Consider the following 24791-nt stretch of genomic DNA (forward strand, 5'->3'; position numbering starts at 1 on the left):
ACTTCCTCGGGCGGGCGGGTGATGAACCGCAGCCGATTCGGCGGAACGGAGAAGAGCCGTGCTGGATTCGATCGACGAGGCCATCGTGCGGGAGCTGCGGAAGGACGCGCGGCTGCAGAACAAGGACCTGGCCGAACGCGTCAACGTCGCCCAGTCCACGGCGGTCGTGCGGCACCGGGCGTTGCGGGAGCGCGGCGTGATCACCGGCTACCACGCCGAGATCGACCCGAGCGCCGTCGGGCAGCACGTCCAGGCGATGCTCGCGGTGAAGATCCGGCCGCACACCAAGGAGATCGTCGACCCGTTCATGGCGTACGTGCTATCGCTTCCCGAAACGCTCGCTCTCTCGCACGTGACGGGTCCCGAGGATTTCCTGGTGCACGTCGCGGTATCCGACGTCGGTCATCTCCAACGGCTCGTGCTCGACAAGTTCACCTCACGCCGAGAGGTGACAGAGGTTCATACAAACCTCCTTTTCTCGCACGTCAGGAAGCATTAACCGGCGAGCCGCAATGCGGGTGCCAGCTGGTCGCGACCGTCAATGCCGAGCTTGCGATAAACCTTCGTCAGGTGGATCTCGACCGTGCGCAGCTGCACGAACAACACGGCGGCGATCTCGCGGTTCATCTTCCCTTCCGCGGCCAGTGCGGCCACCCGCCGTTCGGACTCGGTGAGCCCCGCCGGCCCGGCCGCGAGCTCCTGCCGGATCGCCTCGGCCAGGTCCTCGACGCCGCAGTCGTCCGCGAGGTCGACGGCGGTCCTGAGCTCGGCCCTGGCCGGCTTGACCCGTCCGGCGAGGTGCAGCGCCCGGCCGAGCGCGAAGTGGCTGCGCGCCCGTTCCAGGAGCGCCCCCGTCGGCGCCAGCAGGTCGACCGACTCCTGCAGCAGCCCGATGCCTTCCACGCCGAGCGTGTGCGCCTGTTCCCGCAACGCCGCCGCCAGCGGCAACACCGCGTTGAGGGAGCGCGCCAGCCGTTCCTCGACGTAGAGGTGCTCTCCTCCGAGGTACAGCCGCCACGACATGGCGTCGTTGTGGCGCGCGTGCAGCCGTTCGCCGCAGTCCAGCAGATCGCGCACACCGTCCTTGCGCCGTTCCGCCGCGATCCGGACCCGTCCCCGCGCGGCCAGCAACGCCGGCGCCCCGAACAGGTCCGGCACCTCGCTCGGCACCACCTCGAACACCGCCGACGCCGTCTCGACGTCGCCCATCTCGAGGAGTGCCAGGGCGAGCTCCGTCAGCGCGTTGAACACCGGCGTCGACAGCCGCGCCGCGCCGCAGCTCTCCAGCGTCTGGAGCGCCTCCCGGGCGTCGGCCTCGGCAGCCGTGAGCCGCCCGAGGTCCCTCAGGCACGCCGACCGCGCCGTGAGCGCGGCGGCAGTGCACGGCCTGTGCTGCCACCTGCGCGCGACGGTCAACGCACGGTCCACCCGTGCATACGCCGCCGTGAGCTCGCCACGCATCCTCACGAACCCAACGGCCTTCAGGTACGCGTCGAACTCCGAGGGCCGCGACGGCAGCACGTCCGGATCGCCGATCGCGTCGGCCTCGAACTCCGGCTCCTCCCCCAGCAGCGCGAGCAGCGCCGGCAACGCGGGGTGCGCGGGATCGGCCTCCGCCAGGTGGTCCACGGCGGCCTGCACGTCCACGTAGGACTCGGCCTCGCCGAGCTCCGCCAGCAGGTCGTGGGCGTTGGGCTCGGCCAGCGCCCGGCGCAGGTACCTGACCGCGTCCACCACCTTGTTGCGCGACCGCGCCCGCTGGGCCGCCGTCGTGAGCACCTCGGTGGCCCACTCCTCGTCCTGGGGCCGCGTCTCGACCAGGTGCTCGGCCACCGCCTCGGCCGACGCCCCGGTCTCCGTCAGCAGTCGTGCCGCCGCGGCGTGCAGGTCCTGCCGCTCGGTGATGGTCAGCGACTTCCTGAGCGTGTTGCGCACCAACGGGTGCACCAACGCGCCCTCGGCGGAGAGGAGGCCCATGCGGTGCAACGCCGCGATGGTCCCCGCCAGCTCGCACGGCTCGATGCCGATCAGCTCGGCCACGCGCGGCAGCGTCACCTCGCCACCCAGCACTGCCAGCGCGTGCATGGCGTCCTGCGCGTGCGTGGCGAGCCTGCGCAACCTCACGTTCAGGGTGGGCAGCAGGGCCGGCGCGGTGAGCCCTTCGACCTGGTCGCCGTACGCGCGGGCGAGGTTCAGCAACAACAACGGGTTGCCACCGGCCTCCCGGCGCGCAGCGGCCACGAACCCGTCGGACAGCGGCCCGAGCTCGTTCTCCAGCAGCGTCCGGGTGGCGTGCTGCGCCAGCTCGTCCAGCCGGATCTCGCCGGTCGCCGCGGCCAGCAGCTCCTCCAGCGTCTGCGGGCCCGTGCACACCTCGCCCGCACCGACGCCGGCCAGCACGAAGACCGGCAGGTGCTCGATGCGGTGCGGCAGCGTGCTCAGCCACTGCAACGAGGGCAGGTCGGCCCACTGCGCGTCGTCCACCACGATGGCGACAGGGCGTTCGCCGGCCATCCTGGCGAGGGCGCGGTGCAGGACGTGCAGCTCGGGCAGCGTCGCCGGGCCGGGCTCGGCGAGCACGTCGGACTGGCCCAGTGCGGCGGCGATGCGCGGCTGGTTCTGGGCGTCGTCCGGCGAGACGCACACGAACAGGCGGCTGACCAGGCCGAACGGGAGCTCGCGTTCCAGGAAGCTGCCGCGCGCGGCCAGCACCGTGAACCCGTGCCGCGCGGCCAGCTCCCGCGCGGTGGTGAGCAGTGCGGTCTTGCCCGACCCGAGGCCCCCGGTGGCGGCGATCAGGTGGCCGTTGTGCTCCGCGGCCGCGGCCAGTGCCTCCGCGAGTTGAGTCGTCTCGCGGTCTCGCCCGACCAGCCCAGCTTTTGCGCCCATGTGACCATCTGAGGCCCAGCCGCCATCTCGGTTCTATCGCCGAAACATTGGCGTTATGCCAGACCGATCAGGCGTAAGGCCGCCGTGGTCCCCGCGGCCAGCACGATCACCGCCACGAACGGCAGTTTTCGCCACGCGGCCAGCCCGCCCACGGCCACCCCGGCCGCCAGCGCCCACCCGCCGAACTGCTTGCCGTTGGTCAGCGCCGACACCGCTACCAGCGCGAACAGCAACACGGTCGCACTGGCGGAGATCAGGTCGCGCACCTTGTCGGGCAGGGTCACCCGGTCGCGCAGCAGCGGGCCGGCGATGCGGATGGCGAAGGTGCCCGCCGCCAGGATCAGGACTGCGGTGACGGGCACGGCTCCTCCTTCTTCTTGAACACGAGCAGGCCGGCCAGGGCCAGCAGCACCGGCACGCCGGCGGGCAGGAACGGGGTCGCCACCAGCGCTATCGCCGCGCCGGTCAGGGCCGCGTTGCGGGTGGCGGCGTCCTTCAGGGCGGGCAGGGTCAGCGCGAGCATGGCCGCGGGGAAGGCCGCGTCCAGCCCGAACGTCATCGGGTCGCCGATGGCCTGGCCCGCGAGCGCGCCGAGCAGCACACCCGTGTTCCAGGTGAAGAACAACGCCACGCCGCACGCCCAGTAGGCGGCTCGCGCGCGCGTCGGGTCCTTCTGCGCCATCGCGAAGGCCGTCGACTCGTCGATCAGCAGGTGGCTGCCGACGACGCGCGCCAGCGGGCTCCTGCCCAGCACGTCGCCGATCGCGAGGCCGAACGGCAGGTGCCGCGCGTTCAGCACCAGCCCGGCCACCACGGCCGCGGCGGGGCTGCCACCTGCGGCGACGATGCCCACAGCCATGAACTGCGAGCCGCCCGCGAAGATCACCAACGACATCAGCACCGGCATCCACCAGGGCATGCCGGTACCCACCGAGATCGCCCCGAAGCTCGCGCCGGTCACGGCGGCGCCCAGCGCCACCGCGGCCACGTCCCGGAGGAGGGCCGCATCAAGAGTTCGCCAAATCGAACGCACCACCCATTAAGATGAACACCTGCCCTTGGTGTTCGTCAAGACGAACGGATGGACTTCTGTGTCGAACGCACCACTCGACCTCATCGCCGCCAACCTCCGGCGTGAGCGCGACCGCACCGGCATGTCGCTGAGCGAGGTCGCGAAGAAGGCGGGCGTCGCCAAGTCGACGCTCTCCCAGCTGGAGTCCGGCGCCGGAAACCCCAGCGTGGAGACGCTGTGGGCACTCGGAGTGGCCCTGGGCGTGCCGTTCAGCCAACTGGTCGAGCCGGCAGTGCCACGGGTGCAGGTGATCCGCGCCGGCGAGGGTCCGGTCATCCACTCGGAGCGCGCGCACTACTCGGCGACGTTGCTCGCCGCGTGCAGGCCGGGCACCAAGCACGACCTCTACTGGGTGGCACTGGAACCCGGCGGCGCGCGCGAGTCGCTGCCACACGTGCCGGGCAGCATCGAGCACATGATCGTGGCGACCGGGCGGTGCCTGGCGGGCCTCGCCGACGACCCGATCGAGCTCGGGCCCGGCGACTACATCGTGTACCCCGGCGACGTGCCGCACGTGTGCAAGGCGCTGGAACCCGGCACGACCGCCGTCATGGTCATGGAGCACACGGTCTAGCCGAGCCGGCTGCGGAGCGCGCGCAGCCACGGCTCGCTGAGCGCGGTGCCGGTGCGGCTCGTGACGCCGACGAAGCGCAGCTTGCGCCGGATCGCGGGCCAGGTCTCAACGGCATGTTCACGCACTGATGTTCGCAGGCGGGGGAACTACTACGCCAACGAGTTTCAAAAGGTTCACCGCGGCGGCAATTCCGGTACCGAATTGCACGAAACAGTCCAACTTCGGGACCGGAAAATACGTTTCAGTTGCGTCGGGAACGCATTCATCGCTTCAATGCGATCATGCAGAAAACCCTGAGCGCTGCGATCGCCGTTGCGGCCGCTACCAGCGCATTTGCCTTCGCCGCACCCGCCAACGCGGCCTCCTCCGCCGGTGCCTGCGCCTCTCAGCTGAGCAGTGCGAGCATCCCCCTGGGCCAGACCGCGTACGCCGTTCAATTCGGCGCGGAACAGGGCCCGTTCCCCAACCACGGGTTCATTTACACCGAGCTGGAATCGGCCAGGACGAAGTTGCAGGGCCCGGCGTGCGCCGGGTTCGCCCGCGTGGTGAAGGCCGAGGTGGACGCCGCGATCGCCGGTATCGACACGGGTGTCGCCGAGCTGCGCGCGGGCGACTGGAAGGCGAGCTGGGCCGCTCTGGAGCCCGCCGACGAGGCCGTGTCGTCGGCCTACTACAAGGTCTGGAAGATCGCGCACCCGTAAGCGGAGTCCGCACAGCGCCGGGGAGGTGGCTCAGCCCACTGCCCCGGCGTTGTCGTGTGCCCAGCCGAGGACCCGGTCGGTGTGTTCAAGGGAATGTGGCAGCCCGCCGTCGCGTTGACCCACAGCGCGGATGGGATGGATTGATCCTCCCTGCCCCTTTAACCGTATAGCAGATGGGGGGCCTTGCCACAAGGCCCCGGGCATCGTTCACACTCATCGACCTATGCCAGATCAAGGGCGCTGTGGGGAGCACGTGGGGTACGAAGAAGAACTGCAGTCCGAGCGTGAATACGTGGCCGGTCTCTACGCACGGCTCGATGGCGAACGTGCGCGCGTGAAGGCCGCGTACCAGTCAGCGCTGGGTGGCACCGGCGAGGCCGCGATGGACCGCGACAACGAGGTGCGCGCCCGTCACCGCGAGATGAAGCGCCTGAACGTCGCCGACTACGGCCTCTGCTTCGGCAGGCTGGACACGGTCGACGGGGCGATCTCCTACGTCGGCAGGATCGGCCTGTTCGACGAGTTCGACGACTTCGAGCCGTTGCTGCTCGACTGGCGGGCACCGGCGGCGCGGCCGTTCTACACCGCGACCGGCGCCACCCCCGAGGGCATGCGCCGGCGCCGCCAGTTCCTGACGCGCCGCAGGGCCGTGGCCGGGTTCACCGACGAGGTGTTCGGTCAGCTCGGCGAGGAGAAGGGCGACGTGGCCCTGCTGGAGGCGCTCAACGCGCCGCGCGGCGAGGGCATGCGCGACATCGTGGCGACCATCCAGTCCGAACAGGACGCCATCATCCGGCTCGACCACCCCGGCGTGCTGGTGATCGAGGGCGGTCCCGGCACCGGCAAGACGGTCGTGGCACTGCACCGCGTCGCCTATCTGATGTACACGCAACGAGAGCGCATGGAACGGCACGGCGTCCTCGTCGTGGGCCCGAACCCGGCGTTCCTCAACCACATCGGGCGCGTGCTGCCGTCGCTGGGCGAGTCCGACGTGGTCTTCACGACCGCCGGCAACCTGCTGCCCGGCCTGTCGGTCACGGCGGAGGACGTTCCGGGCGTGGCGCGGCTCAAGGGCTCGCGCGCGATGGTGGACGTGCTGAAGGCGGCCGTGGCGGCGCGCCAGCGGATCCCGGAGGAGCCGATCCCGATCACGATGAAGGACGTGGTCGTGCAGATCGGCCGGGACGTGGCCGAGTGGGCCCGGCAGGAGGCGCGCGACAGCGGTCTGCCGCACAACGAGGCGCGCGCGGTGTTCCGCGAGATCGTCACGTACGTGCTGACCGAACGCGCGATCGGCCGGATCGGCAAGGGCTGGATGTCGCGGTCCGACAAGCAGGCGTGGGAGGACATGCGCTCCGGCCTGGTCAAGGACCTCGGCGACGACGACCACTTCATCGCGGCGCTCGACGCGCTGTGGCCGATCATGACCCCGTTCGAGCTGCTGTCGTCGTTCTACTCGTCCGCGGAGGAACTGGCCGCGGCGGGCGCTTCGCCGACGTTGCACCGCGCGGACGGCGAGGCCTGGACGGTCTCGGACGTGCCGCTGCTGGACGAGCTCCACGACCTGCTGGGCAAGGACGGCCGCGAACAGGCCGCCGACGCCGCGGCCGCCGCCGAACGCGCCGCCGAGGCACGGTACGCCTCCGAGGTGCTCGACGGCATGGTCGGCCGCTTCGACCACATGGACGACGAGGACCACCTCTTCGCGTCGGACATGCTGTTCGCCGAGGACCTGGCCGAGCGCTTCGAGGACCACGACCAGCGCACGCTGGTGGAGCGGGCCCTGGCCGACCGCGCCTGGACCTACCGCCACGTCGTCGTGGACGAGGCCCAGGAACTGTCCGAAATGGACTGGCGCGTGCTGATGCGGCGCTGCCCCGGCCGTTCCTTCACGGTGGTGGGCGACCTGGCCCAGCGCCGCGCCCCGGCCGGCGCCACGTCGTGGGGTCAGATGCTCGACCCGTACGTGCCGGGCCGCTGGGAATACCGTTCGCTGACCGTCAACTACCGCACCCCGGCCGAGATCATGGCCGTGGCGGCGCGCGTGCTGGCCGAGTTCGCGCCGGACGTCCGCGCGCCGGAGTCGGTGCGCGCCAACGGTGTGCAACCGTGGTCGCGTCAGTTGACCGCCGACGAGCTGCCCGAGGCGATCGCCGAGTTCGTCGCCGCCGAGGCCGCGCTGGAGGGCACCAGCGTGGTGATCGGGCCGCCCGGCGTGCCCGGCACCGTGCCCGCGTCGGAGACCAAGGGCCTGGAGTACGACTCGGTGCTCGTCGTTGCGCCAGAACGGATTCTGGCCGACGGCCCGCGCGGCGCGGCGGAGCTCTACGTGGCGCTGACCCGTGCCACGCAACGCCTCGGGGTGCTGCACCACGAGCCGTTGCCGGCGGCTTTGTCCGACCTGGCTGAGACCGTGCGCACATGACCCGTTAATGGGTCCCGGGAAGGCCTGACCAGGCCTTAGGATGGGCGGAAGTCTGGGGGGACTGCTCGCGTCGGCCAGACGAGACATTTCGCGTCCGAGCCGCATTGGGGGCATTCCATGACGACTCCGCCCATCCCGCCCGCCTCGCCGGAAGAGCCTGCCGGAGAACCGGTTCCGCCGGCGGAGGCAGTCGCCGTGCCGGCAGGCGAGTCGATCGCCGAGCTCCCCGCCTACCCCACCGGTCCCGGCTACACCGAGCCTCCTGCCTACTCCGTGGCCCCGGTCGGCCCGCCTGCGCCTCCCGCGCCCGGCGAGCCGCACAACCCCTGGGCAGCGCCGCTCCAGTCCTACCCGCCGCCCGCCACCCCCTACGGCCCGCAGCCCGTCCCTCCACAAAGGACGTCCAACGCTCCCCTGGTGGTCGGCCTGGTCCTGGGTCTCCTCCTGGTGGGCGCGCTCGCCACGGTCTTCCTCGTCTCGATCGGTAACCGGCCCATGGTCTCCGAGATCACCCCGACGATGACCTACGCGGTGCCGACCACGATCCCGACCCCGTTGCCGCCGCCGGCCCAGGTCGGTGACTGCGTGAAGCTGACCGGCTCGGTCTACGCGGACTACGAGAAGCTCCCCTGCGAGGCCGGCCAGCACAACTACACGGTCAGCAAGGTGCTCGGCAACCGCAGCGAGAAGTGCGGCGACGACCCCGACGCGTACACGAAGTACCACGGCTGGGACGGCCGCAAGTCCACGAACCTGTGCCTGATCCCGGTGTTCGTCGACGGCGCCTGCTACGACTTCAGGTCCTCGATCCTGAACGCCGACCTCAAGCCGTTCGACTGCAGCTTCCTGGTGGTGCGGGTGAAGGTCCTGCCGAACACCGCGGACAAGGCGGCGTGCGGCCCCGACCCCGCGCTCGCCCTGGCGTACCCCGAGATCAAGACGACCTACTGCTTCACCCAGGCGGAGTGACGTGGACCAGGAAAACCCCTGGGCCGCACCGCAAGGCCCGGACCGCAGACCGCCCGAACCGCGCGACGACATGTACGGCCCGATCGACCCGGACCCGTTCAGCGCGTACTCGGGCCCCGCACCGCAGAACCAGACCGGCGCGGACGTGCCACGCCCGTTGCTGGACGTAGCACCCCAGCACTCCGCGCGCGCCGGACTCCTGATCGGCCTGGGCCTGCTGGTGCTCGTCGTGGCGATCGGCGCCGGCCTGCTCTGGTTCGTGGGCAAGGACGACCTGAAGTTCAGCACCGGCACCACCACCGCACCGCCCCCGACCACCGCCACGAGCAAGCCACCGCCGTTCGCGGCCGTCGGCGACTGCGTGGTGCTGCAGGGCGGCTCGTTCGACGTCAAGTACACGAAGACCGACTGCGCCGAGAACAAGCACAACTACACGGTCGTCAAGACGATGCCGACGAACGAGAAGTGCGGCGCGGAGGAGGACGCGTACATCAAGTACACCAAGGGATACGGCATGAACGTGTGCCTCGTCCCGGTGTTCGCGGACGGCGAGTGCTACGACTTCTCGCTCGCCGCGCTGAACGCCGAACTGCCCAAGAAGCCTTGTGGTGGCTACATGGTCGTGAAGGCGAAGGTTCTGGTTGGCACCGTCGACAAGGCGGCCTGCGGGACCGACGAACGGCTGGCGGTGGCGCTGGCCTACCCCGAGATCAAGACGACCTACTGCCTCACGCACACCTTCACGATCGGCTGATCCCGGCTCTGGACAAGCGAAAGGCGCGCCCCTCCGACCGTTCGGAGGGGCGCGCCTTTCAGCGGTGAGAGACCTACCAGCCGCGCTCGGCCAGGCGGTGCGGCTCCGGCACGTCCTCGACGTTGATGCCGACCATGGCCTCGCCCAGACCGCGCGACACCTTGGCGATGACGTCGGGGTCGTCGTGGAAGGTCGTGGCCTTCACGATGGCCTCGGCGCGCTGGGCCGGGTTGCCGGACTTGAAGATGCCCGAACCGACGAACACGCCCTCGGCGCCGAGCTGCATCATCATCGCGGCGTCGGCCGGGGTGGCGATGCCGCCCGCGGTGAACAGCACGACGGGGAGCTTGCCGTTCTGCGCGATCTCGCGCACCAGCTCGTACGGCGCCTGGAGCTCCTTGGCGGCCACGTACAGCTCGTCCTCGGGGAGGTTCTGCAGGCGGCGGATCTCCTGGCGGATCTTGCGCATGTGCGTGGTGGCGTTCGAGACGTCGCCGGTGCCGGCCTCGCCCTTGGAGCGGATCATGGCCGCGCCCTCGGTGATGCGGCGCAGGGCCTCGCCGAGGTTGGTCGCGCCGCAGACGAAGGGAACCGTGAAGGCCCACTTGTCGATGTGGTTCGCGTAGTCGGCCGGGGTGAGGACCTCGGACTCGTCGATGTAGTCGACCCCGAGCGACGCCAGGACCTGGGCCTCGACGAAGTGGCCGATGCGGGCCTTCGCCATGACCGGGATGGAGACGGCGTTGATGATCCCGTCGATCAGGTCGGGGTCGCTCATGCGCGCGACGCCGCCCTGGGCGCGGATGTCGGCCGGGACGCGCTCCAGTGCCATGACGGCGACGGCGCCCGCGTCCTCCGCGATCTTCGCCTGGGTGGCGTCGACCACGTCCATGATCACGCCGCCCTTGAGCATCTCGGCCATGCCGCGCTTGACGCGGGCGGTACCCGTGACCTGATCAGTGCTCACCTGGGCAACCTTTCACGAAGAGAAGTCTTGGTGAACTCACCGTACGTCTGACGTGGCCCCCTCACCCAAGCCACTGGAGCCACGAATCAGAAGTCCACTTTCCGATCAACCGCAGGTAGTGAGCCCGCTCACTCGGTCGAGTGGGAAATGCCGGTTGGCGACCAGATGGGTCTGCGGGGTTGTGACGGGACGTGAACGGGTGTGAGATCGAACACTACGACTTGACGGAGGTCGCCATGGGAAGCAAGAACTCCGACAACGGCACATCGGCAGGCGCGGTCGCTGTAAACGACCCGGCCAAGGTCCGCAACGTCGTGCTCGTGGGCCCGTCCGGCGCGGGCAAGACGACGCTCACCGAGGCCCTGCTCGCCGCCACCGGGGTCCTGAACCGCGCCGGTTCGGTCACCGAGGGCACCACGGTCTGCGACCACGATCCAGCGGCCGTGCGACAACAACGGTCGGTAGGCCTCGCCGTGGCCCCGATCCAGCACGGGGACATCAAGATCAACCTGATCGACACCCCCGGCTACATCGACTTCGTGGGTGAGCTCAGAGCAGGACTGCGGGCCGCGGACGCGGCCCTTTTTGTTGTCAACGCCTTCGAGGGCGTCGACGCCGCCACCATCGCGTTGTGGGAGGAGTGCGCGCTCGTCGGCATGCCGCGTGCCGTCGTCATCGCGCGCACGGACCACCACCGCGCGAACTTCGCCAACGAGGTCGTCGAGTGCCAGGCCGCGTTCGGCGCCGGCGTCGTGCCGCTCTACATGCAGGAGGGCGACGCGCTGGTCGGGCTGCTGACGTCGGGTGACAACCACCCCGACGAACGGGCGGCGCTGATCGAGGGCATCATCGCCGAGAGCGAGGACGAGTCCCTCATGGACCGCTACCTCGAGGGCGAGGAGATCGACCAGGACACGCTGATCAGCGACCTGGAGACCGCCGTCGCGCGCGGCTCGTTCCACCCCGTGATGCCCGTGTGCGCCGCAACCGGCATGGGCCTGGTCGAACTGCTGGACGGCATCGCGCGCGCGTTCCCGTCACCGCTGGAACACGAGGTTCCTCAGGTCACGTCGGTCGACGGCATCCCGCAGCCCCGCATGGCCGCGGACCCGGACGGGCCACTCGTCGCCGAGGTGGTCCGCACCGCCGTGGACTCCTACGTCGGCCGCGTGTCGCTGGTCCGTGTCTTCTCCGGCACGCTGCGCCCCGAACGCCCGGTGCACGTCTCCGGCCACGGCATGGCCGACCGGGGCCACGAGGACCACGACGCCGACGAACGCGTGGCCCACATCTACTCGCCGCTGGGCTCGTCGTTGCGCGAGGTCCCGTACTGCGTGGCCGGCGACCTGTGCGCGCTGACCAAACTCACCACCGCCGAGACCGGCGACACCGTGTCCGCGCCCGAGCAGCCACTCCTGATGGCGCCGTGGAACATGCCGGAACCGTTGCTGCCCATAGCCGTCGTCCCGCGCACCCGCAGCGACGAGGACAACCTGGCCCGCAACCTCAGCCGCCTGGTCGCCAGCGACCCGACCCTGCGCCTCGACCGCAACGCCGAAACGCACCAGATGGTCCTGTGGTGCATGGGCGAGGCCCACGCCGACGTCGTGCTGGCGCGCCTGAGGGCCGGCGGCGCGGAGATCGACACAGAACCGGTCCGCGTCCCGTTCCGCGAAACCTTCGCCGGGTCCGCGAAAGGCCACGGCCGCCACGTCAAGCAGTCCGGAGGCCACGGCCAGTACGCGGTCTGCGACATCGTCGTAGAACCCCTCCCCCGAGGCTCCGGCTTCGAGTTCGTCGACAAGATCGTCGGCGGCTCGGTCCCCCACCAGTTCATCCCGTCCGTGGAGAAGGGCGTGCGCGCCCAACTGGAACGCGGCCTGCACGACGGCACCCCGGTCGTCGACGTCCGCGTCACCCTGGTGGACGGCAAGGCGCACTCCGTCGACTCGTCCGACGCGGCCTTCCAGACCGCGGGCGCGCTGGCGTTGAAGGAAGCCGCCTCCGCCGCCCGCACCCAACTGCTGGAACCCATGGACGAGGTGGCGATCCGGCTGCCCGACGAACACCTCGGCACGGTCCTCGGCGACCTGTCCGGGCGGCGCGGGCGGGTGCTCGGCACCGAGGCCGGCGAAGGCGGGCGCACGGTGATCCGCGCCGAGGTGCCGTCGTCGGAGCTGCTGCGGTACGCGATCGAGCTGCGGTCGCTGACGTCGGGGACGGGCACGTTCAGCCGCCGCTTCTCCCGCTACGACCCGCTGCCGGAAGCACTGGCGGCACGCGCGAAGTGACCGCGGTCAAGCCGGGCGATCGTCCACAGTGGATGATCGCCCGGCCCGATCACGTTCGCCGGTAACGACTTTCTCGCACGCCGCGATATCGGCGGCATGTCATGGTTCAGCCGAAGACGTCCCTCCAGATTTCCTTCCGACATGGCGAGACGCATGGAGATGCTCGGCCGTTTCGAGCTCGACTCCACGAGCGCCGGCGTGGACTCCGGCGAGATCTGGCCGTACTGCCTGGAACCCTTCCTCGACGGCGTCACCAACGACACGGCGGCGTTCCTCGCCGACCTGCTGGCGTTCGTCCAGGACGACGAGGGCGGTTTCGCCACGTACGGAGCGAGTACTCTCGCCCCCAACCTCCTCACCGAGGAGAAGTGGCAGACGCACGACGACGCCCTGGCCCTGCTCGACGCCGGGATCGAGTTCAAGCGGGCGCGGAACCTGCCGAGCGCCATGCTCAAGGGGTACGAGTGGGCGCGCTGGCTGGAGGTGCACGGCGTGAACACGTGGCCTCATGGTCGTCCTCACCCGCCGGTGTAGGCGAACGCCGCCCAGTTCCAGGGATGCGCGAACGGGCGGGGGCGCTTTCCCCGCTCCGGCAGCGGAATCGACGGGGCGACGGCGGCGAGGTCGTCGAAGTCGGCGTTCCTGAGCCAGTTCTGCGCCACCGCGAGTGCGACGGCCGGGTGCGCCCCGTCCCTCAGCACCTGGTGGAACCGGGTCATCAGGAAGGCCGTCGCCCGGTCGAACACCGGCCAGGACGCCGAGACCACTCCCGCGAAACCCAGCTGCAGCAGTGCTGACGGCAGGCCGGCGGCCTCGTTCGGCGTGCGGGCTCCGACGTTCTGCATGTCGCAGGCGGAGATGATCGCCAGGCGACGAGGAGCGAAGCGGAACCGCTCGCGCAGATCCGCGATCGTCACCTCGCGATCGGTGAACAGGAGCGAGCTCAGCAGGATCTCCCGCAGGTCGACCTTCCCGTGGCACACGACGTGCCAGATGTCGTACCGGTGAGCGGCGGGCGCGAACTCGGCCCAGGTCGCCTCCGGCAACCGGTCGCACCGTTCCGGCCAGGTCGAGGCCACCGCGGCGGCCTCGATCGAGGCGAACGGCAGTTCGCCTTCCGGCGCGTTCGGCACGTCGGCCACGAGCAGTCGTGCCGGCTGGCCGGTCATCGTGGCCGCGCGCGAACGGCACCAGTGCAACGTGCGTGCGTTCGGGGCGTACCGGACCGCGGGGAAGTGCAGCGCGCGTCCGGCGGTCGCGTGCAGGGGAAGCCTTGTCAGCGCGCCGATCGGGATGAGCGTGATGATCGAGCCGTGCGCGAAGAACGCGAGCAGCTCGCGCATTCCGTTGCGCCACAACCAGTCGAGGTCGGCGCTCATCCGCGGCCCGCGTTCCTCCACCTCTCCCGACTGGCCGCGCAGCCACTCCTCGACGGAGAACCTGCCGAGGTCCGGTAGCCACACGCACTGCGGGTCGTGCGCCGAGGCGATGATCAAGGCGTAGCCACCCGCCTCCGCCGCGGCGACGTAGACCAGCGCGCCGTCTCCCGTGGCACGGGTGATGTCGGTGTACTCGACCGCGGGTTCGACGGGGTCCGCACCGATGACGTCGGCGACCTCGCGCGCGACCGCGCGGAAGCGGGCCCACTCCTGGTGGCCGCCGCCGCTGTCCAGTGCTTCCCGGTACAGCGCCAGCAGATCACCGCGGCCCGCGTCCGCCAGGGCCGCGGCCACCACGGGATCGTCGCGCTCCACGAGGGTGCTCAGGACGACCGCGCGCCCCGTCTCCAGCGCCACGGCGGCATCCCGGTAGCGGTGGGCCTTCGCGAGCCAGTACCCGGCCTCCTCGGTGTGCTCCCGAACGGTCGCCAGCACCCTCGCCTGGGCGTCGGCGCGGTACCGGACCCGGACGAGCGCGGGCAGCAGTGACACGACGTGGTGGTAGGCGTCCGCGGCCAGTTCGGCTTGACCGGTGCCGAGCGCCCACCGCACCCACGCCGTCGCGAGCCTCAGCTGTGCGGTGACGGGAACGTCCTGGGCGTCCCGCACCGCCGTGCGCCAGTCCTCCTGCCTCGTGCCGCTGTCTCCCGGACCGGTGAGCGCGGCCAGCGCCGACCTCGCCTCCTGCGCCACGGCGTGCGCACCGGACGGACCGGCGAGGTGGAGGGCCTCCTCGAGCAGCGGGACCGCGTCGCTCGCGGGAGTGCCGCGGTGCAGCGCCTTCTCCACGAGGAGACCCGCGAGCACCGGATCGGCCGGGGTGACGTCGCCCCGCCCGAGGTCGCGGCCGGTTCGGCAGGCGTCGATCCCGTCGTCGATCGACGCGGCCCCGTCCCGGACCAGGAGCCATCCGCGCACCGCGTGCAGGTGCGGCAGCAGTCCCTGCCGGGCGCTGCCGGAGTGCCGCAGCGCTTCCTCGATCTCCTGCTCCGCCAGGGTGAACTCGCCGAGGACGACGTGCCCCTGAGCCCGGAGCAGACGGGTCACCGCCGACGACCCGTCGAGCCGGTCCGCGGCGGCGAACAACGGCTCCGGGTCGTCGTGGATCTCGGCGATCGCCAGAGCGGCGTCGGCCAGCACCGCCGCCGCGGCCGTGGCGACCGACGTCCCGTTGCCCGCCAGCACCATGCGGGACATGCCGTCGACCACGGCGGCCAGTTCCTCCTGCCGCTGCCCGCGCCTGGCGGCCGCGATCACCGCCCTGGCGAACTCGATCCGTTCTTCGACGGGCCCTGGCAGGTCCCGGCTGTCGACGGACACGGGCACGTCCGCGGGAGGCGGCAACTCCGGCACCCGCGGTCGCTTCGTCCCCCGCTTCATCGCCCGCAGGTCCATGGCCCGCTTCCGGTCGTCGTCGAGCGAGCCGACCGAGAAGTCGTGCTTGCGCAGCAGGTCGTGCCGATCGACCATGACGGCGACGACGTCGTTCTCCCTCTGGTGCCCGAGCGAGCGTTCGTCGCAGAGGAACAGCAGGCAGGCGCCCACGAACATCCGCGCGTCGGTTCTCGGGTCGTTCTGCTCCAGCTCGGCCTTCCCGATCGCGCGAACGTCCTCGAAGAACCCGAGGATCCCGTCCGCCGCCAGGTCCGGTTCGCCGTGCCTCAGCGCGGAGACGACGACCTTCCACCGGGCCGTGGACAGGTGCCAGGTGGTCCCGTTGGCGCGCAGGCGGTCCGCCAGCCGACCCAGGTCCGCGCACGCCTCGACCGCCGCCGCGCGATCACCCCGGCGCAACGCGTCCTCGAACCGCCACGCGGGGAGTTCGACGGTGGCGAACCGGGAGTCGTGGTCGTCGGACGGATCCTCGGCACGAGCACTCAACTCGACTCCCCTCGCTTCATGCGCCCACGGTTCGGCGAACACGGGATCCGCGGGGTGCCCGCAGTTGTCACAGGGGTGCGGCCAGCGGCGCGGCACCTCGCTCTCCGCGCGATGACAGCCGTCCTGGTGACATCTCCAGCCCACCACCTCGGCGCGGCGGGGCGGGCTGTAGCCGAAGATCGTCCTGGGCGGTCTTCGTGACATCACGAGTCCGCCACCTCCGGTTTCTCCTGCTCGGCGGCCTGCTTGTCCGGCGGGGCGAGGTAGGTGACGGTGAGGAACTGGATGCTGCGCGCGCTGATGCTGACCGCGCCGACGTTGCGCAGCAGCTCGGTGCTCGCGCCTTCGCCCGGTTCCCGGTAGGTGATCTTGTCGCGCAACGTCAGCTCACGGTCTCCCGACTCCTTGCCCACCCGGCTGTAGCTGTGCAGACGGCCGCTCAGGTATGCGCCGTCGGTCAGGTAGCAGCCGACGTGCACCGGGAACTGCGGCGGGTGTTCCTCGAACAGCAGCCACCAGGCGGAGGCGTGCGGTTCCCTCGACGTGGCCCGGCGTGCGGCTCGCCGGACGAGGGCCTGAACACGGCGCCCCGCCACGAGGTACCCCGTCACGATCGCGACCAGCAGGACGGCCGCGGCCCAGCCCAGCACCCTGGCCGGATGTGCGGCCAGGTAGGCGGACGGTGTCAGCACGAACCTGCTCACGTCGACCGCTCTGCCGGGGAGCACCGCCCACATCCCGCCGACCGCGGCCAGACCGATGCCGTCCAGGAGCAGGCCGCTGAACAGGATGGTCAGGCCCTCCTGGAGCGCGGTCTCCTCCGCCGCCGGCCGATCCCGGGCGCGGCGGCGCTGGAAGACGAAGCCAGGCAGGAGCAGGAGGACGAAGATGATCAGCCCGGTGAGCGTGGACGGCATCACGGCTCCCTTGCCGGCGCACGGACGGATCGCCTGTTGCGAATTCCGTCCCGAAGTTGCGAACCTGAGCCCCCGACCGCAAAGGAGAGTAGACCATGAATGAACGAGCCGGCGGAGACCCGGACTACGACGACTTCGAACTCACCGACGAACTGCGCAGCCAGATAGCGAGGGTCGAGGAGCCGATCCTGATCTCCGAAGGCGTGCCTGACGCGTCAGTGCCCACGAATCCGCCACGACTCGGCGGCTTCCGCCCCAGTGAGCCGAACGAGTGATTCCCACGAGTGAGCCCTCCTCCGGGTAACGCCTTTCCCCGCGTTTCGATGAACCCTCATACACGGACACGAGGGTTGCCAGGAAAGGCGAAGACGGCATGGGCGCCGCATTGGGAATCACCTACTTCATCGGCATGCTCGTCTCGGCCGGGGTCGGCCGATCACGTGCCGGCATCAGCCAGCGCGGCAGGTTGTCGCTGCTCACGATCCTGATGAGCCTGCCGTGGTTCCTGCTGCAGATGGCCACGATGTTCGTCTGGCCGGTCGTTCTCGGAGTCTGGCTGGCCCGCGGCAAGCCCCAGTCGCCGTGGCGGGCGATGAACACCGGCGACGGCACCGTGATCATTCGCCGACGGACCTGAAAATCGACGAAGAGCAGCACCTATAAGAATTCCCCGCCGCCCGGAAACACCGAACTGGACAAAAAAGTGGGTGTGGCCGGCGTTCACTCCGGCCACACCCGCTGAAACCAGCTTTCGAGACTACGTGTTCTGCGGGAATCCGAGATTCACGCCGCCGTGCGACGGGTCGAGCCAGCGTGACGTGACCACTTTCGAACGCGTGAAGAAGTGGACACCGTGCGGGCCATAAGCGTGGGCGTCGCCGAACAGCGATTCCTTCCAGCCACCGAACGAGTAGTAGGCGACGGGCACCGGAATCGGCACGTTCACGCCGACCATGCCCACCTCGATCTCGTTCTGGAACCGCCGCGCCGCGCCGCCGTCGTTGGTGAAGATCGCGGTCCCGTTGCCGTACCGGTTCGAGTTGACCAGTTCGACGGCCGATTCATAGGTGTCGCACCGGACGACCGACAACACCGGGCCGAAGATCTCGTCGGTGTAGATCGACATGTCCGTACCGACGTGGTCGAAGAGCGTCGGGCCGAGCCAGAACCCGCCGTCGTCGCCGTCGATCGGGTGGTCGCGGCCGTCCACGGCCAGCACGGCGCCGGCAGCCACTCCAGCGTCCAAATAGGACGTCACCTTGTCCCGGTGCACGCCGGTGACCAGCGGCCCCATCTCGCAGGACGCGCCGGAACCCACCTGCACGTCGGCGATGCGCGACTTGATGCGGTCGACCAGTGAGTCGCCGACCTCGCCCACGGCCACGACGACCGAGATCGCCATGCAGCGTTCGCCCGCGGAGCCGAAGCCCGCGGACACGGCGGCGTCGGCGGCCAGGTCGAGGTCGGCGTCGGGCAGGACGACCATGTGGTTCTTGGCGCCGCCGAGGGCCTGGACGCGCTTGCCGGCGGCCGTGCCGGTTTCGTAGACGTAGCGGGCGATCGGGGTCGAGCCGACGAACGAGATCGCCTTGACCACTGGGTGTTCCAGGATGCGATCCACTGCCACCTTGTCGCCGTGCACGACGTTCAGCACGCCGTCGGGCAGACCGGCCTCGGCGAAGAGCTCGGCGAGGAAGACCGAGGCGGACGGGTCCTTTTCGGACGGTTTGAGGACCACGGTGTTGCCGCAGGCGATCGCGGTGGGCACGAACCAGAGCGGGACCATGGCCGGGAAGTTGAACGGCGAGATCACGCCGACCACGCCGACGGGCTGCTGGATCGAGTAGACGTCGACGCGGGTCGAGGCGTTCTCGCTGAAGCCGCCCTTCAGGAGCTGCGGGATGCCGCACGCGTACTCGACGGATTCCAGGGCGCGCTGGATCTCGCCGGCCGCGTCGGAGACGACCTTGCCGTGTTCGGAGGAGACCAGCCGGGCCAGCTCGTCCTTGCGCGCGCTGAAGAGCTCGCGGAACTTGAACATCACGGAAGAGCGCTGAGCCAGGGACGCGTTGCGCCAGGACGCAAACGCTTCCGCGGCCGCCGACACCGCGGCGTCCACTTCGGACACCGACGCGAAGGCGACCTGGGACGCCACCTTGCCGGTCGTCGGGTCGTAGACGTCACCGGCCCGCGAAGGAGCAGACTCCCAGGGCTTGCCGTTGATCCAGTGCTTGATCACGCCTTCTCCACCGCCTGAGCCAGGATCCCCAGCGCCTCTTCGAGCTCGTCCTCGGTCAGCGTCATGGGAGGAGCCAGCCGGATCACGTTGCCGTACAGGCCGCCCTTGCCGACGAGCAGCCCGCGCGCCTTCGACTCGGCCAGGACGGCACCGGCAGCCGCCGCGTTCGGTTCGCCCTCGGGGCCGACGAACTCGACGCCGACCATCAGGCCCTTGCCGCGCACGTCGCCGATCACGGGGTACTTCTCGGCCAGCGAACGAAGGCCGCCGAGCAGCCGGGAGCCGAGCTTGGCCGCGTTGGCCTGCAGGTCGTGGTCCAGCAGGTAGTTCACGGTGGCCAGGGCGCCGGCGGTCGAGACGGGGTTGCCGCCGAACGTCGAGATCGAGTTGGCGTTGATCGAGTCCATCAGGTCGCCGCGCGCCACCACGCCGCCGATCGCGAGACCGTTGCCGAGGCCCTTGGCGAACGTCATCGCGTCCGGCACCACGTCGTGCGCCTGGATGCCCCAGAAGTGCTCGCCGGTGCGGCCCCAGCCGGTCTGCACCTCGTCGGAGACGAAGAGGATCCCGTACTCGTCGAGCACGTCCTTGAACGCCCGGAACAGGCCGTCGGGCGGGGAGGTGAAGCCGCCGACGCCCTGGATCGGCTCGGCGATCATGCACGCCACGTCGCCGGACGTGGTGGTCTCGATGATCTCGCGCAGGTCGTCGACGCACGCCTTGACGTAGTCGGCGTCGGAGAACGACTTGAAGGGCGAGCGGTAGCGGTAGCCGCCGTGCACCCAGCTGACCTTGATCGGCGAAAGCGCCGAAGCCGACCAGCCGCGGTTGCCCGTGATGGCGACCGTGGCGAACGCACGGCCGTGGTAGCTGTTGCGCAGCGCCAGCACCTGCTCGCTGCGACGGGCCTGGGTGGCGAGCATCAGCGCGGTCTCGTTGGCCTCGGTGCCGGAGTTCGTGAAGAACACCTTGGCGTCCGGGATGCCGGAGAGCTCCGCGATCTTCTCGGCCAGCTCCACCTGCGAGCGGATCAGGTACAGGGTCGAGCTGTGCAGCACGCCGGTGTCGAGCTGCGACCGGATCGCGTCGCTGATCTCGGCGACGTCGTAGCCGATGGCGTTGGTCAGGATGCCCGCGAAGAAGTCCAGGTAGGTCGTGCCCTCGCGGTCGGTCACCCGGCGTCCGGACGCGCTCGCGATCTCGATGGGCTCGTCGTAGTAGAGGGCCAGCCACTTCGGCATCACCGCGCGGTGCCGTGCCAGCAGCTCCTTGTGGGCCATCTCGTCCTCCCAGTCGTCACCTGGCTCGAAGTCTGCTGGCGAGACCCCCTCCCCGCCATGCACAACGTGTACCCGGATCGGCTGGTTGGCATTACGTTGTGTCCATGTACCCGACGGTCGCCGAAGTCGTCGCTCTGCCGGTGATCCGGCAGGGAAAGCCCCGTCTGGTCGCCGGTTCGGCGGGGCTGAACCGGCGCGTCCGCTGGGTGCATGTGGCGGAGATCGCAGACATCGCGCCACTGCTGCGCGGCGGTGAACTCGTGCTCACGACCGGCGTGATGCTGCCCGAGTCGGGCCTCGCGCGCTACGTCGAGGAACTGGCCGCGGTCGGCTGTGCGGGCCTCATCGTCGAACTGGGCCGCCGGTGGCGCGACGACGTGCCCGCCGCCCTGGTCACCGAGGCCGAACGGCACGGGTTACCGCTGGTCACGCTCACCGAGGAGACCAAGTACGTCGCCGTCACCGAGGCCGTCGTCGGCCTGATCGTGGACGCCCAGCTCGCCGAGCTGCGGGCCGCGGAGCAGGTGCACGAGACGTTCACGGCGCTCACGGTCGCGGGCGCCGAACCCTCCGAGGTGCTTCGAGAGGTCGCGCGGACATCCGGGCTCGCGGTCGTGCTGGAGACACTCGGCCACGACGTGCTCGCCTACGACGCCGCCGGGCACGACCCCGTGACCCTGCTCGACGACTGGGCCGCGCGCTCGCGGGCCGTCACCGTCACCGAACGGACCGCCTACGACACCGCGTCCGGCTGGCTGATCACGATCGTGGGGGCGCGCGGCGCGGACTGGGGCCGGCTCGTGCTGGTCTCCCCCGAACCGCCGCCGCACCGGCACGTCGTCGTGGCCGAACGCGCGGCCTCGGCGCTGGCCGTGCACCGGCTCGTGGCCCGGGACCGCGAGTCGCTCGAACGCCAGACGCACCGCACGTTGCTCGCTCAGCTCCTCGGCCAGTCACCGCAGTCACCGGACCTCGGCGCGCGGGCGGCCGCCCTGGGCGTGCCCCTGGACCGGCGCCAACTCATCGGCGTCGCGGTCCGGCCCGTCTCCGTGCTCCAGGGGCAAACGCTTGCCACCCAGGAGGTCCTGCGGGATCTCGCCGAGGCCACGGCACTGGCCGCCCGCCGCGTCACGGTCGCCGCACTGGTCGGCGTCGTCGACGACACCTCGGTGCGCGCGCTGCTCTCGGTGCCGATGACCGTTGGCGTGGAAGGGGTTCTGCGCAAGGTCGCCCGCGAGATCCACCGGACGGCGGCGTCGGCCGTGGTGATCGCCGTCGGCACGACCGTGACGTCCACAACGGACGTGCGCAGGTCGCTCGGCGAGGCCGCGCACGTGGCCGGGGCGGCGCTGCGGGCACCCGGAACCCAGCTGTACCACCGGCTCGACGACGTGCGGCTGCGCGGCCTGCTGCACCTGCTGCGCGAGGACGAACGGATCCGGGCGTTCGCGGACCGCGAGCTGGGCCCGTTGTTCACCCGGGACAACGCCCAGGGCTCACGGCTGGTCGAGCTGCTGCGGTGCCTGTGCGAGAACGGCGGCAACAAGTCGGCGGCCGCGGCGGCCGCGCACCTCTCCCGCACCGCGTACTACCAGCAGCTGGGACGGATCGAACAGGTCCTCGGCGTCTCGCTGGAGGACCCGGAGTCCGTGCTCTCGCTCTACGTCGCCCTGCTGGTGCACGAAATGGGCCCGTGAGCGCGCACGGGCCCATTTTCGACGTGCGGGAACTCAGCCGTTGATCGTCGGGAGGGTGCCCGAGAGAACGTCCGGGTTCGGCACGACGTTGTTGGTCGGCAGGTCGGCCAGCGCCGGGGCCTGCAGGTCGCCGACGTGCGCGTTGCCGGTCAGGTCCTGGGCGTGCGGGAGCGACGGGAGGGTGCCGAGCTCGGCCGCGACCGGGTTCGGGAGGGTGCGCTCCTGCGCGGCGCCCGGCAGCTCGGCACCCGGCAGCGCGGGCACCGGGAGGCCGGCGGGGGCGCCGACGTGCGGCAGCTGGACGGCGCTCGCCGAGTCCAGCGGGTTCGCGTGCTGCGTGGCGTCGCTGATCAGCTTGTCCGCGCCGACCTCGGGAACGCCGGCGCCGACCTGCGGGAGCTCGGCGGCGCTGGCCGAGCCCGCGAGCAGCGGGGCGGCGCTGGCGGCGAGCAGGGCGGCGGCACGGAACAGTCCGGTACGAGACACAGTTTTCCTCAATCTGGTTTGGGGACCGATCTTCGATTTCATCGGCGCGTTCGGTTCGTGAATTAACCCGCTCGATCGGGTGTTGAGGACTTGAACCTCACGCCACGGGAGGTCCTACGGTCTTGGTGTGACCCGTTGGAGCATCGGTGACCTGGCCAAAGCGAGCGGACTGACCGTCCGCACGCTGCACCACTACGACGAGATCGGGTTGGTCGTCGCGTCCGAGCGCACGCCGTCCGGTCACCGTCGGTACACACCGGACGACGTCCGCCGCCTCTATCAGGTGAGATCGCTGCGTCAGCTCGGTCTTTCGCTGGAGGAGGTCCGATCGGCACTGTCGCGTTCGGACTCCCTGCGGCCCCTCTTCGAGGCGCAGCTCGCCGCGCTGACCGTTCAGGCGCGGCAGGTGGACGCGCTGCGGTCGCGGCTCACCGCGCTGCTCGACGGGCACACCACCGAGTCCCTTCTGTCCACTTTGGAGATGATGTCCGTGTACGAGAGCTACTTCACCTCGGACCAGCTGGACGACCTGCGGTCGCGGGCGGCGGCGATGGGCCCCGAGGCCGTGGAGGCGCTGAAGCAGTCCTGGTTGGAGCTGGTCCACCAACTCCGTCAGTACATGGCCTCCGGCACCCCGGCCGAGGACCCGCGCGTCGTGGACCTGGCCCGGCAGTGGGACGAGCTGGGCGCGAAGTTCACCGGCGGCGACGCGGCGGTCCAGGCCGCGGCGCAACGGTCCTGGAACGAGAACAAGACGGCGATCAGCTCCCAGATCGGCTGGCCCGCCGACGACGGCCTCGTCGACTACGTAAACCGGGCGCGCGCCGCCAGGTGAGCTGACAGGGTGGTCGTCATGTCCGCTGATGACGACGCCCGCCGACTGCAAGCAGCCAACCCCACCGGATGGTTCGAGGAGCTCTACGCGGAGGCAGAAGCCGGCACTGCCTCTGTCCCGTGGGACGTCCCCCATCCGCAACCGCACCTCGTCGAGTGGGCCTCCGCCGACGGCACCGGTCAGCGCGTGCTGGTCGTGGGCTGCGGTCTCGGCCGCGACTCGGAGTTCCTCGCCTCGCGCGGGTACGAGGTGACCGCGTTCGACATCTCCCCCACCGCCGTCGCGGCCGTCCAGGCGCGGTACCCGGACTCGAAGGTCACCTACGTCGTCGCCGACCTGCTGAACCCGCCCGCCGACTGGCACCGCGGGTTCGACGTGGTCGTCGAGAACATGACCGTCCAGGCGCTGCCGGTGGACCTGCACCCCGAGGCCACCGCGAAGGTCGCCTGGCTCACCGGTTCGACGTTGCTCGTCCTCGCCGTCGCGCGGGACGAGGGCCCCACTCCCGACGGCCCGCCGTGGCCGCTGACGCCGTCCGAGATCCGGGCGTTCGCCGCCGACGGTCTGACCGCCCGTTCGGTCACCAGGGACAACGGCAGGTGGGTGGCCGAGTACACCCGCGACAACTGACCATGAACTGACCACTTATGACGGTCTTCCGCCGCTTAGCGTGAATCATGCTCGTTCGTCGGCTGATCGCCCGTCTGCTCGACTGGCTCCTGGTGCTGGTCGTGGTGTGGCCGTTGGTCCGCGAACCCGCTGCCGTGGTGCTGTGTGCGGCGGTGTACGACGCTCTGCTGCTGCGCCTGAACACCGTCGGCAAGGTCCTCACGGGGTTGCGGGTCGTGGGCCCAGCGTCCGGCCTGAACCTCAGACGCGTGCTGGCGCGCACGCTCGTCACGACCGCGCTACCGGGCGCGGGCGCGGTGCTCGTGCTGACCGGACTGGGCTGGCGGGAGCCGGCGCTGATGACGACGCTCGGCTGGCAGCAGCCGTGGGTCGTCGTCGGCGAGCACGTGAACGCGGGGTCAGCGGGCTGGCTCTCGTCGTTGCTGCTGGTCAGCGGGTTCGCGTTGCTGGTGCTGTCCATCGTGGAGGCGCTCGACCTGCGCGGGACCCGGACGTGGCACGACCGCAAGGCGGGCACGGCCGTGGTGCGCCTGAAGGTCACGTCCCAGCAGAATCGCTGATCGTCCGCAGGCCCGCGGTCCCCTGCGCGTGTTCTTCCCGAGGCTCGCACGACGCTGCTCTGACGACGCGCCGGAACACAATGTGCGCCGATCATGACAAGCGTGGACACTCTGACACTGCCACACCTGCGGCGGCGGACCCAGGATTCCGGGGTGGAATCCGACCGGGTTGACGTTGTTTCAGC

The 24791-nt window shown here is 70.4% G+C and carries 24 protein-coding genes; 14 read left to right on the plus strand and 10 right to left on the minus strand.

The annotated features are described in order from the left end of the window. The first annotated feature begins 58 nt into the window (after nucleotides 1–58). The gene (locus tag ACFWNN_RS28035) at nucleotides 59–499 is read left to right on the plus strand and encodes an Lrp/AsnC family transcriptional regulator (protein WP_382442917.1); all 441 of its coding nucleotides are present in this window, start codon (nucleotides 59–61) and stop codon (nucleotides 497–499) included. Here ACFWNN_RS28035 and ACFWNN_RS28040 read toward each other — a convergent pair. From ACFWNN_RS28040 to ACFWNN_RS28050, 3 genes are read right to left on the minus strand one after another with little or no spacing between them, the layout of a single operon-like run. After that, on the minus strand, nucleotides 496–2889 hold the full coding sequence (locus tag ACFWNN_RS28040) for a BREX system ATP-binding domain-containing protein (RefSeq protein WP_382442918.1): 2394 nt from the start codon (nucleotides 2887–2889) through the stop codon (nucleotides 496–498). The genes ACFWNN_RS28035 and ACFWNN_RS28040 overlap by 4 nt on opposite strands. 53 nt (nucleotides 2890–2942) lie before the next feature. Further along, complete coding sequence (locus tag ACFWNN_RS28045) at nucleotides 2943–3251, minus strand: AzlD domain-containing protein (RefSeq protein WP_382442919.1); 309 nt, start codon at nucleotides 3249–3251, stop codon at nucleotides 2943–2945. Next, a complete protein-coding gene (locus tag ACFWNN_RS28050; RefSeq protein ID WP_382442920.1) occupies nucleotides 3230–3922 on the minus strand; it encodes an AzlC family ABC transporter permease in 693 nt (230 codons plus the stop codon). Before ACFWNN_RS28050 ends, ACFWNN_RS28045 begins: the two co-directional genes overlap by 22 nt. A gap of 58 nt (nucleotides 3923–3980) precedes the next feature. On the opposite strand from ACFWNN_RS28050, the gene ACFWNN_RS28055 reads away from it, so the two are divergent. Further along, a complete protein-coding gene (locus tag ACFWNN_RS28055; RefSeq protein ID WP_382442921.1) occupies nucleotides 3981–4535 on the plus strand; it encodes a helix-turn-helix domain-containing protein in 555 nt (184 codons plus the stop codon). Here ACFWNN_RS28055 and ACFWNN_RS28060 read toward each other — a convergent pair. After that, nucleotides 4532–4660 carry a hypothetical protein gene (locus ACFWNN_RS28060; RefSeq protein ID WP_382442922.1) on the minus strand — a complete coding sequence of 43 codons (129 nt, stop codon included), beginning with the start codon at nucleotides 4658–4660 and terminating at the stop codon, nucleotides 4532–4534. The two genes, ACFWNN_RS28055 and ACFWNN_RS28060, sit on opposite strands and share 4 nt — an antisense overlap. Nucleotides 4661–4816: 156 nt before the next feature. Here ACFWNN_RS28060 and ACFWNN_RS28065 point away from each other — a divergent pair, with 156 nt between their 5' ends. From ACFWNN_RS28065 to ACFWNN_RS28080, 4 genes are all read left to right on the plus strand, one after another. After that, complete coding sequence (locus ACFWNN_RS28065; protein WP_382442923.1) at nucleotides 4817–5236, plus strand: hypothetical protein; 420 nt, start codon at nucleotides 4817–4819, stop codon at nucleotides 5234–5236. Between the two features lie 253 nt (nucleotides 5237–5489). Beyond that, a complete protein-coding gene (gene helR / locus ACFWNN_RS28070) occupies nucleotides 5490–7661 on the plus strand; it encodes an RNA polymerase recycling motor ATPase HelR (RefSeq protein ID WP_382442924.1) in 2172 nt (723 codons plus the stop codon). Nucleotides 7662–7778: 117 nt separating this feature from the next. Next, nucleotides 7779–8630, plus strand: coding sequence for a hypothetical protein (locus tag ACFWNN_RS28075; protein WP_382442925.1), 852 nt, complete (start codon nucleotides 7779–7781; stop codon nucleotides 8628–8630). 1 nt (nucleotide 8631) lies between these two features. Further along, the gene (locus tag ACFWNN_RS28080; protein WP_382442926.1) at nucleotides 8632–9384 is read left to right on the plus strand and encodes a hypothetical protein; all 753 of its coding nucleotides are present in this window, start codon (nucleotides 8632–8634) and stop codon (nucleotides 9382–9384) included. A gap of 73 nt (nucleotides 9385–9457) precedes the next feature. Here ACFWNN_RS28080 and pdxS read toward each other — a convergent pair whose 3' ends face one another. Next, nucleotides 9458–10351, minus strand: coding sequence for a pyridoxal 5'-phosphate synthase lyase subunit PdxS (pdxS, locus tag ACFWNN_RS28085; RefSeq protein WP_382442927.1), 894 nt, complete (start codon nucleotides 10349–10351; stop codon nucleotides 9458–9460). Between the two features lie 236 nt (nucleotides 10352–10587). On the opposite strand from pdxS, the gene ACFWNN_RS28090 reads away from it, so the two are divergent. Further along, complete coding sequence (locus tag ACFWNN_RS28090; RefSeq protein ID WP_382442928.1) at nucleotides 10588–12642, plus strand: elongation factor G-like protein EF-G2; 2055 nt, start codon at nucleotides 10588–10590, stop codon at nucleotides 12640–12642. A gap of 141 nt (nucleotides 12643–12783) precedes the next feature. Beyond that, the gene (locus ACFWNN_RS28095) at nucleotides 12784–13176 is read left to right on the plus strand and encodes a hypothetical protein (RefSeq protein WP_382442929.1); all 393 of its coding nucleotides are present in this window, start codon (nucleotides 12784–12786) and stop codon (nucleotides 13174–13176) included. Here the strand turns inward: ACFWNN_RS28095 and ACFWNN_RS28100 are convergent. Next, on the minus strand, nucleotides 13161–16166 hold the full coding sequence (locus ACFWNN_RS28100; protein WP_382442930.1) for a CHAT domain-containing protein: 3006 nt from the start codon (nucleotides 16164–16166) through the stop codon (nucleotides 13161–13163). The genes ACFWNN_RS28095 and ACFWNN_RS28100 overlap by 16 nt on opposite strands. After that, nucleotides 16166–16879, minus strand: a complete 714-nt coding sequence (locus ACFWNN_RS28105; protein ID WP_382442931.1) for a DUF6338 family protein — start codon at nucleotides 16877–16879, stop codon at nucleotides 16166–16168. Before ACFWNN_RS28105 ends, ACFWNN_RS28100 begins: the two co-directional genes overlap by 1 nt. A 95-nt stretch (nucleotides 16880–16974) precedes the next feature. Here ACFWNN_RS28105 and ACFWNN_RS28110 point away from each other — a divergent pair, with 95 nt between their 5' ends. Continuing rightward, on the plus strand, nucleotides 16975–17154 hold the full coding sequence (locus ACFWNN_RS28110) for a hypothetical protein (protein ID WP_382442932.1): 180 nt from the start codon (nucleotides 16975–16977) through the stop codon (nucleotides 17152–17154). Nucleotides 17155–17252: 98 nt separating this feature from the next. After that, a complete protein-coding gene (locus ACFWNN_RS28115) occupies nucleotides 17253–17516 on the plus strand; it encodes a hypothetical protein (protein ID WP_382442933.1) in 264 nt (87 codons plus the stop codon). A 120-nt stretch (nucleotides 17517–17636) separates the two neighbouring features. Here ACFWNN_RS28115 and ACFWNN_RS28120 read toward each other — a convergent pair whose 3' ends face one another. Together ACFWNN_RS28120 and ACFWNN_RS28125 are read right to left on the minus strand one after the other, a co-directional pair. Continuing rightward, nucleotides 17637–19118: a CoA-acylating methylmalonate-semialdehyde dehydrogenase gene (locus ACFWNN_RS28120; RefSeq protein WP_382442934.1), complete on the minus strand. Its 1482-nt coding sequence runs from the start codon at nucleotides 19116–19118 to the stop codon at nucleotides 17637–17639. Beyond that, nucleotides 19115–20398, minus strand: a complete 1284-nt coding sequence (locus tag ACFWNN_RS28125; RefSeq protein ID WP_382442935.1) for an aspartate aminotransferase family protein — start codon at nucleotides 20396–20398, stop codon at nucleotides 19115–19117. Before ACFWNN_RS28125 ends, ACFWNN_RS28120 begins: the two co-directional genes overlap by 4 nt. 104 nt (nucleotides 20399–20502) lie before the next feature. Between ACFWNN_RS28125 and ACFWNN_RS28130 the strand changes: the two genes are divergently transcribed. Further along, complete coding sequence (locus ACFWNN_RS28130) at nucleotides 20503–22095, plus strand: PucR family transcriptional regulator (protein WP_382442936.1); 1593 nt, start codon at nucleotides 20503–20505, stop codon at nucleotides 22093–22095. Nucleotides 22096–22128: 33 nt separating this feature from the next. On the opposite strand, the gene ACFWNN_RS28135 is transcribed toward ACFWNN_RS28130, so the two are convergent. Then, nucleotides 22129–22581, minus strand: a complete 453-nt coding sequence (locus ACFWNN_RS28135; protein ID WP_382442937.1) for a hypothetical protein — start codon at nucleotides 22579–22581, stop codon at nucleotides 22129–22131. Between the two features lie 127 nt (nucleotides 22582–22708). Here ACFWNN_RS28135 and ACFWNN_RS28140 point away from each other — a divergent pair, with 127 nt between their 5' ends. From ACFWNN_RS28140 to ACFWNN_RS28150, 3 genes are read left to right on the plus strand one after another with little or no spacing between them, the layout of a single operon-like run. Next, entirely contained in the window at nucleotides 22709–23416 is a 708-nt protein-coding gene (locus tag ACFWNN_RS28140; RefSeq protein WP_382442938.1) for a MerR family transcriptional regulator, read from the plus strand. Between the two features lie 18 nt (nucleotides 23417–23434). After that, on the plus strand, nucleotides 23435–24046 hold the full coding sequence (locus ACFWNN_RS28145; protein ID WP_382442939.1) for a class I SAM-dependent methyltransferase: 612 nt from the start codon (nucleotides 23435–23437) through the stop codon (nucleotides 24044–24046). 47 nt (nucleotides 24047–24093) lie between these two features. Continuing rightward, entirely contained in the window at nucleotides 24094–24606 is a 513-nt protein-coding gene (locus ACFWNN_RS28150; protein WP_382442940.1) for a hypothetical protein, read from the plus strand. The last annotated feature ends 185 nt before the right edge of the window (nucleotides 24607–24791 follow it).

Origin of the sequence: Lentzea sp. NPDC058450, from assembly GCF_042721395.1 — a bacterium.
GTDB lineage: Bacteria > Actinomycetota > Actinomycetes > Mycobacteriales > Pseudonocardiaceae > Lentzea.

Bases quoted from the DNA above. Each gene is read 5' to 3' on its own strand.
- ACFWNN_RS28105 (WP_382442931.1), bottom strand. From the start codon at position 16,879: ATGCCGTCCACGCTCACCGGGCTGATCATCTTCGTCCTCCTGCTCCTG.
- ACFWNN_RS28125 (WP_382442935.1), bottom strand. From the start codon at position 20,398: ATGGCCCACAAGGAGCTGCTGGCACGGCACCGCGCGGTGATGCCGAAG.
- ACFWNN_RS28145 (WP_382442939.1), top strand. From the start codon at position 23,435: ATGTCCGCTGATGACGACGCCCGCCGACTGCAAGCAGCCAACCCCACC.
- ACFWNN_RS28065 (WP_382442923.1), top strand. From the start codon at position 4,817: ATGCAGAAAACCCTGAGCGCTGCGATCGCCGTTGCGGCCGCTACCAGC.
- ACFWNN_RS28100 (WP_382442930.1), bottom strand. From the start codon at position 16,166: ATGTCACGAAGACCGCCCAGGACGATCTTCGGCTACAGCCCGCCCCGC.
- ACFWNN_RS28040 (WP_382442918.1), bottom strand. From the start codon at position 2,889: ATGGGCGCAAAAGCTGGGCTGGTCGGGCGAGACCGCGAGACGACTCAA.
- ACFWNN_RS28150 (WP_382442940.1), top strand. From the start codon at position 24,094: ATGCTCGTTCGTCGGCTGATCGCCCGTCTGCTCGACTGGCTCCTGGTG.
- ACFWNN_RS28115 (WP_382442933.1), top strand. From the start codon at position 17,253: ATGGGCGCCGCATTGGGAATCACCTACTTCATCGGCATGCTCGTCTCG.
- ACFWNN_RS28095 (WP_382442929.1), top strand. From the start codon at position 12,784: ATGGCGAGACGCATGGAGATGCTCGGCCGTTTCGAGCTCGACTCCACG.
- ACFWNN_RS28090 (WP_382442928.1), top strand. From the start codon at position 10,588: ATGGGAAGCAAGAACTCCGACAACGGCACATCGGCAGGCGCGGTCGCT.
- ACFWNN_RS28130 (WP_382442936.1), top strand. From the start codon at position 20,503: ATGTACCCGACGGTCGCCGAAGTCGTCGCTCTGCCGGTGATCCGGCAG.
- ACFWNN_RS28110 (WP_382442932.1), top strand. From the start codon at position 16,975: ATGAATGAACGAGCCGGCGGAGACCCGGACTACGACGACTTCGAACTC.
- ACFWNN_RS28075 (WP_382442925.1), top strand. From the start codon at position 7,779: ATGACGACTCCGCCCATCCCGCCCGCCTCGCCGGAAGAGCCTGCCGGA.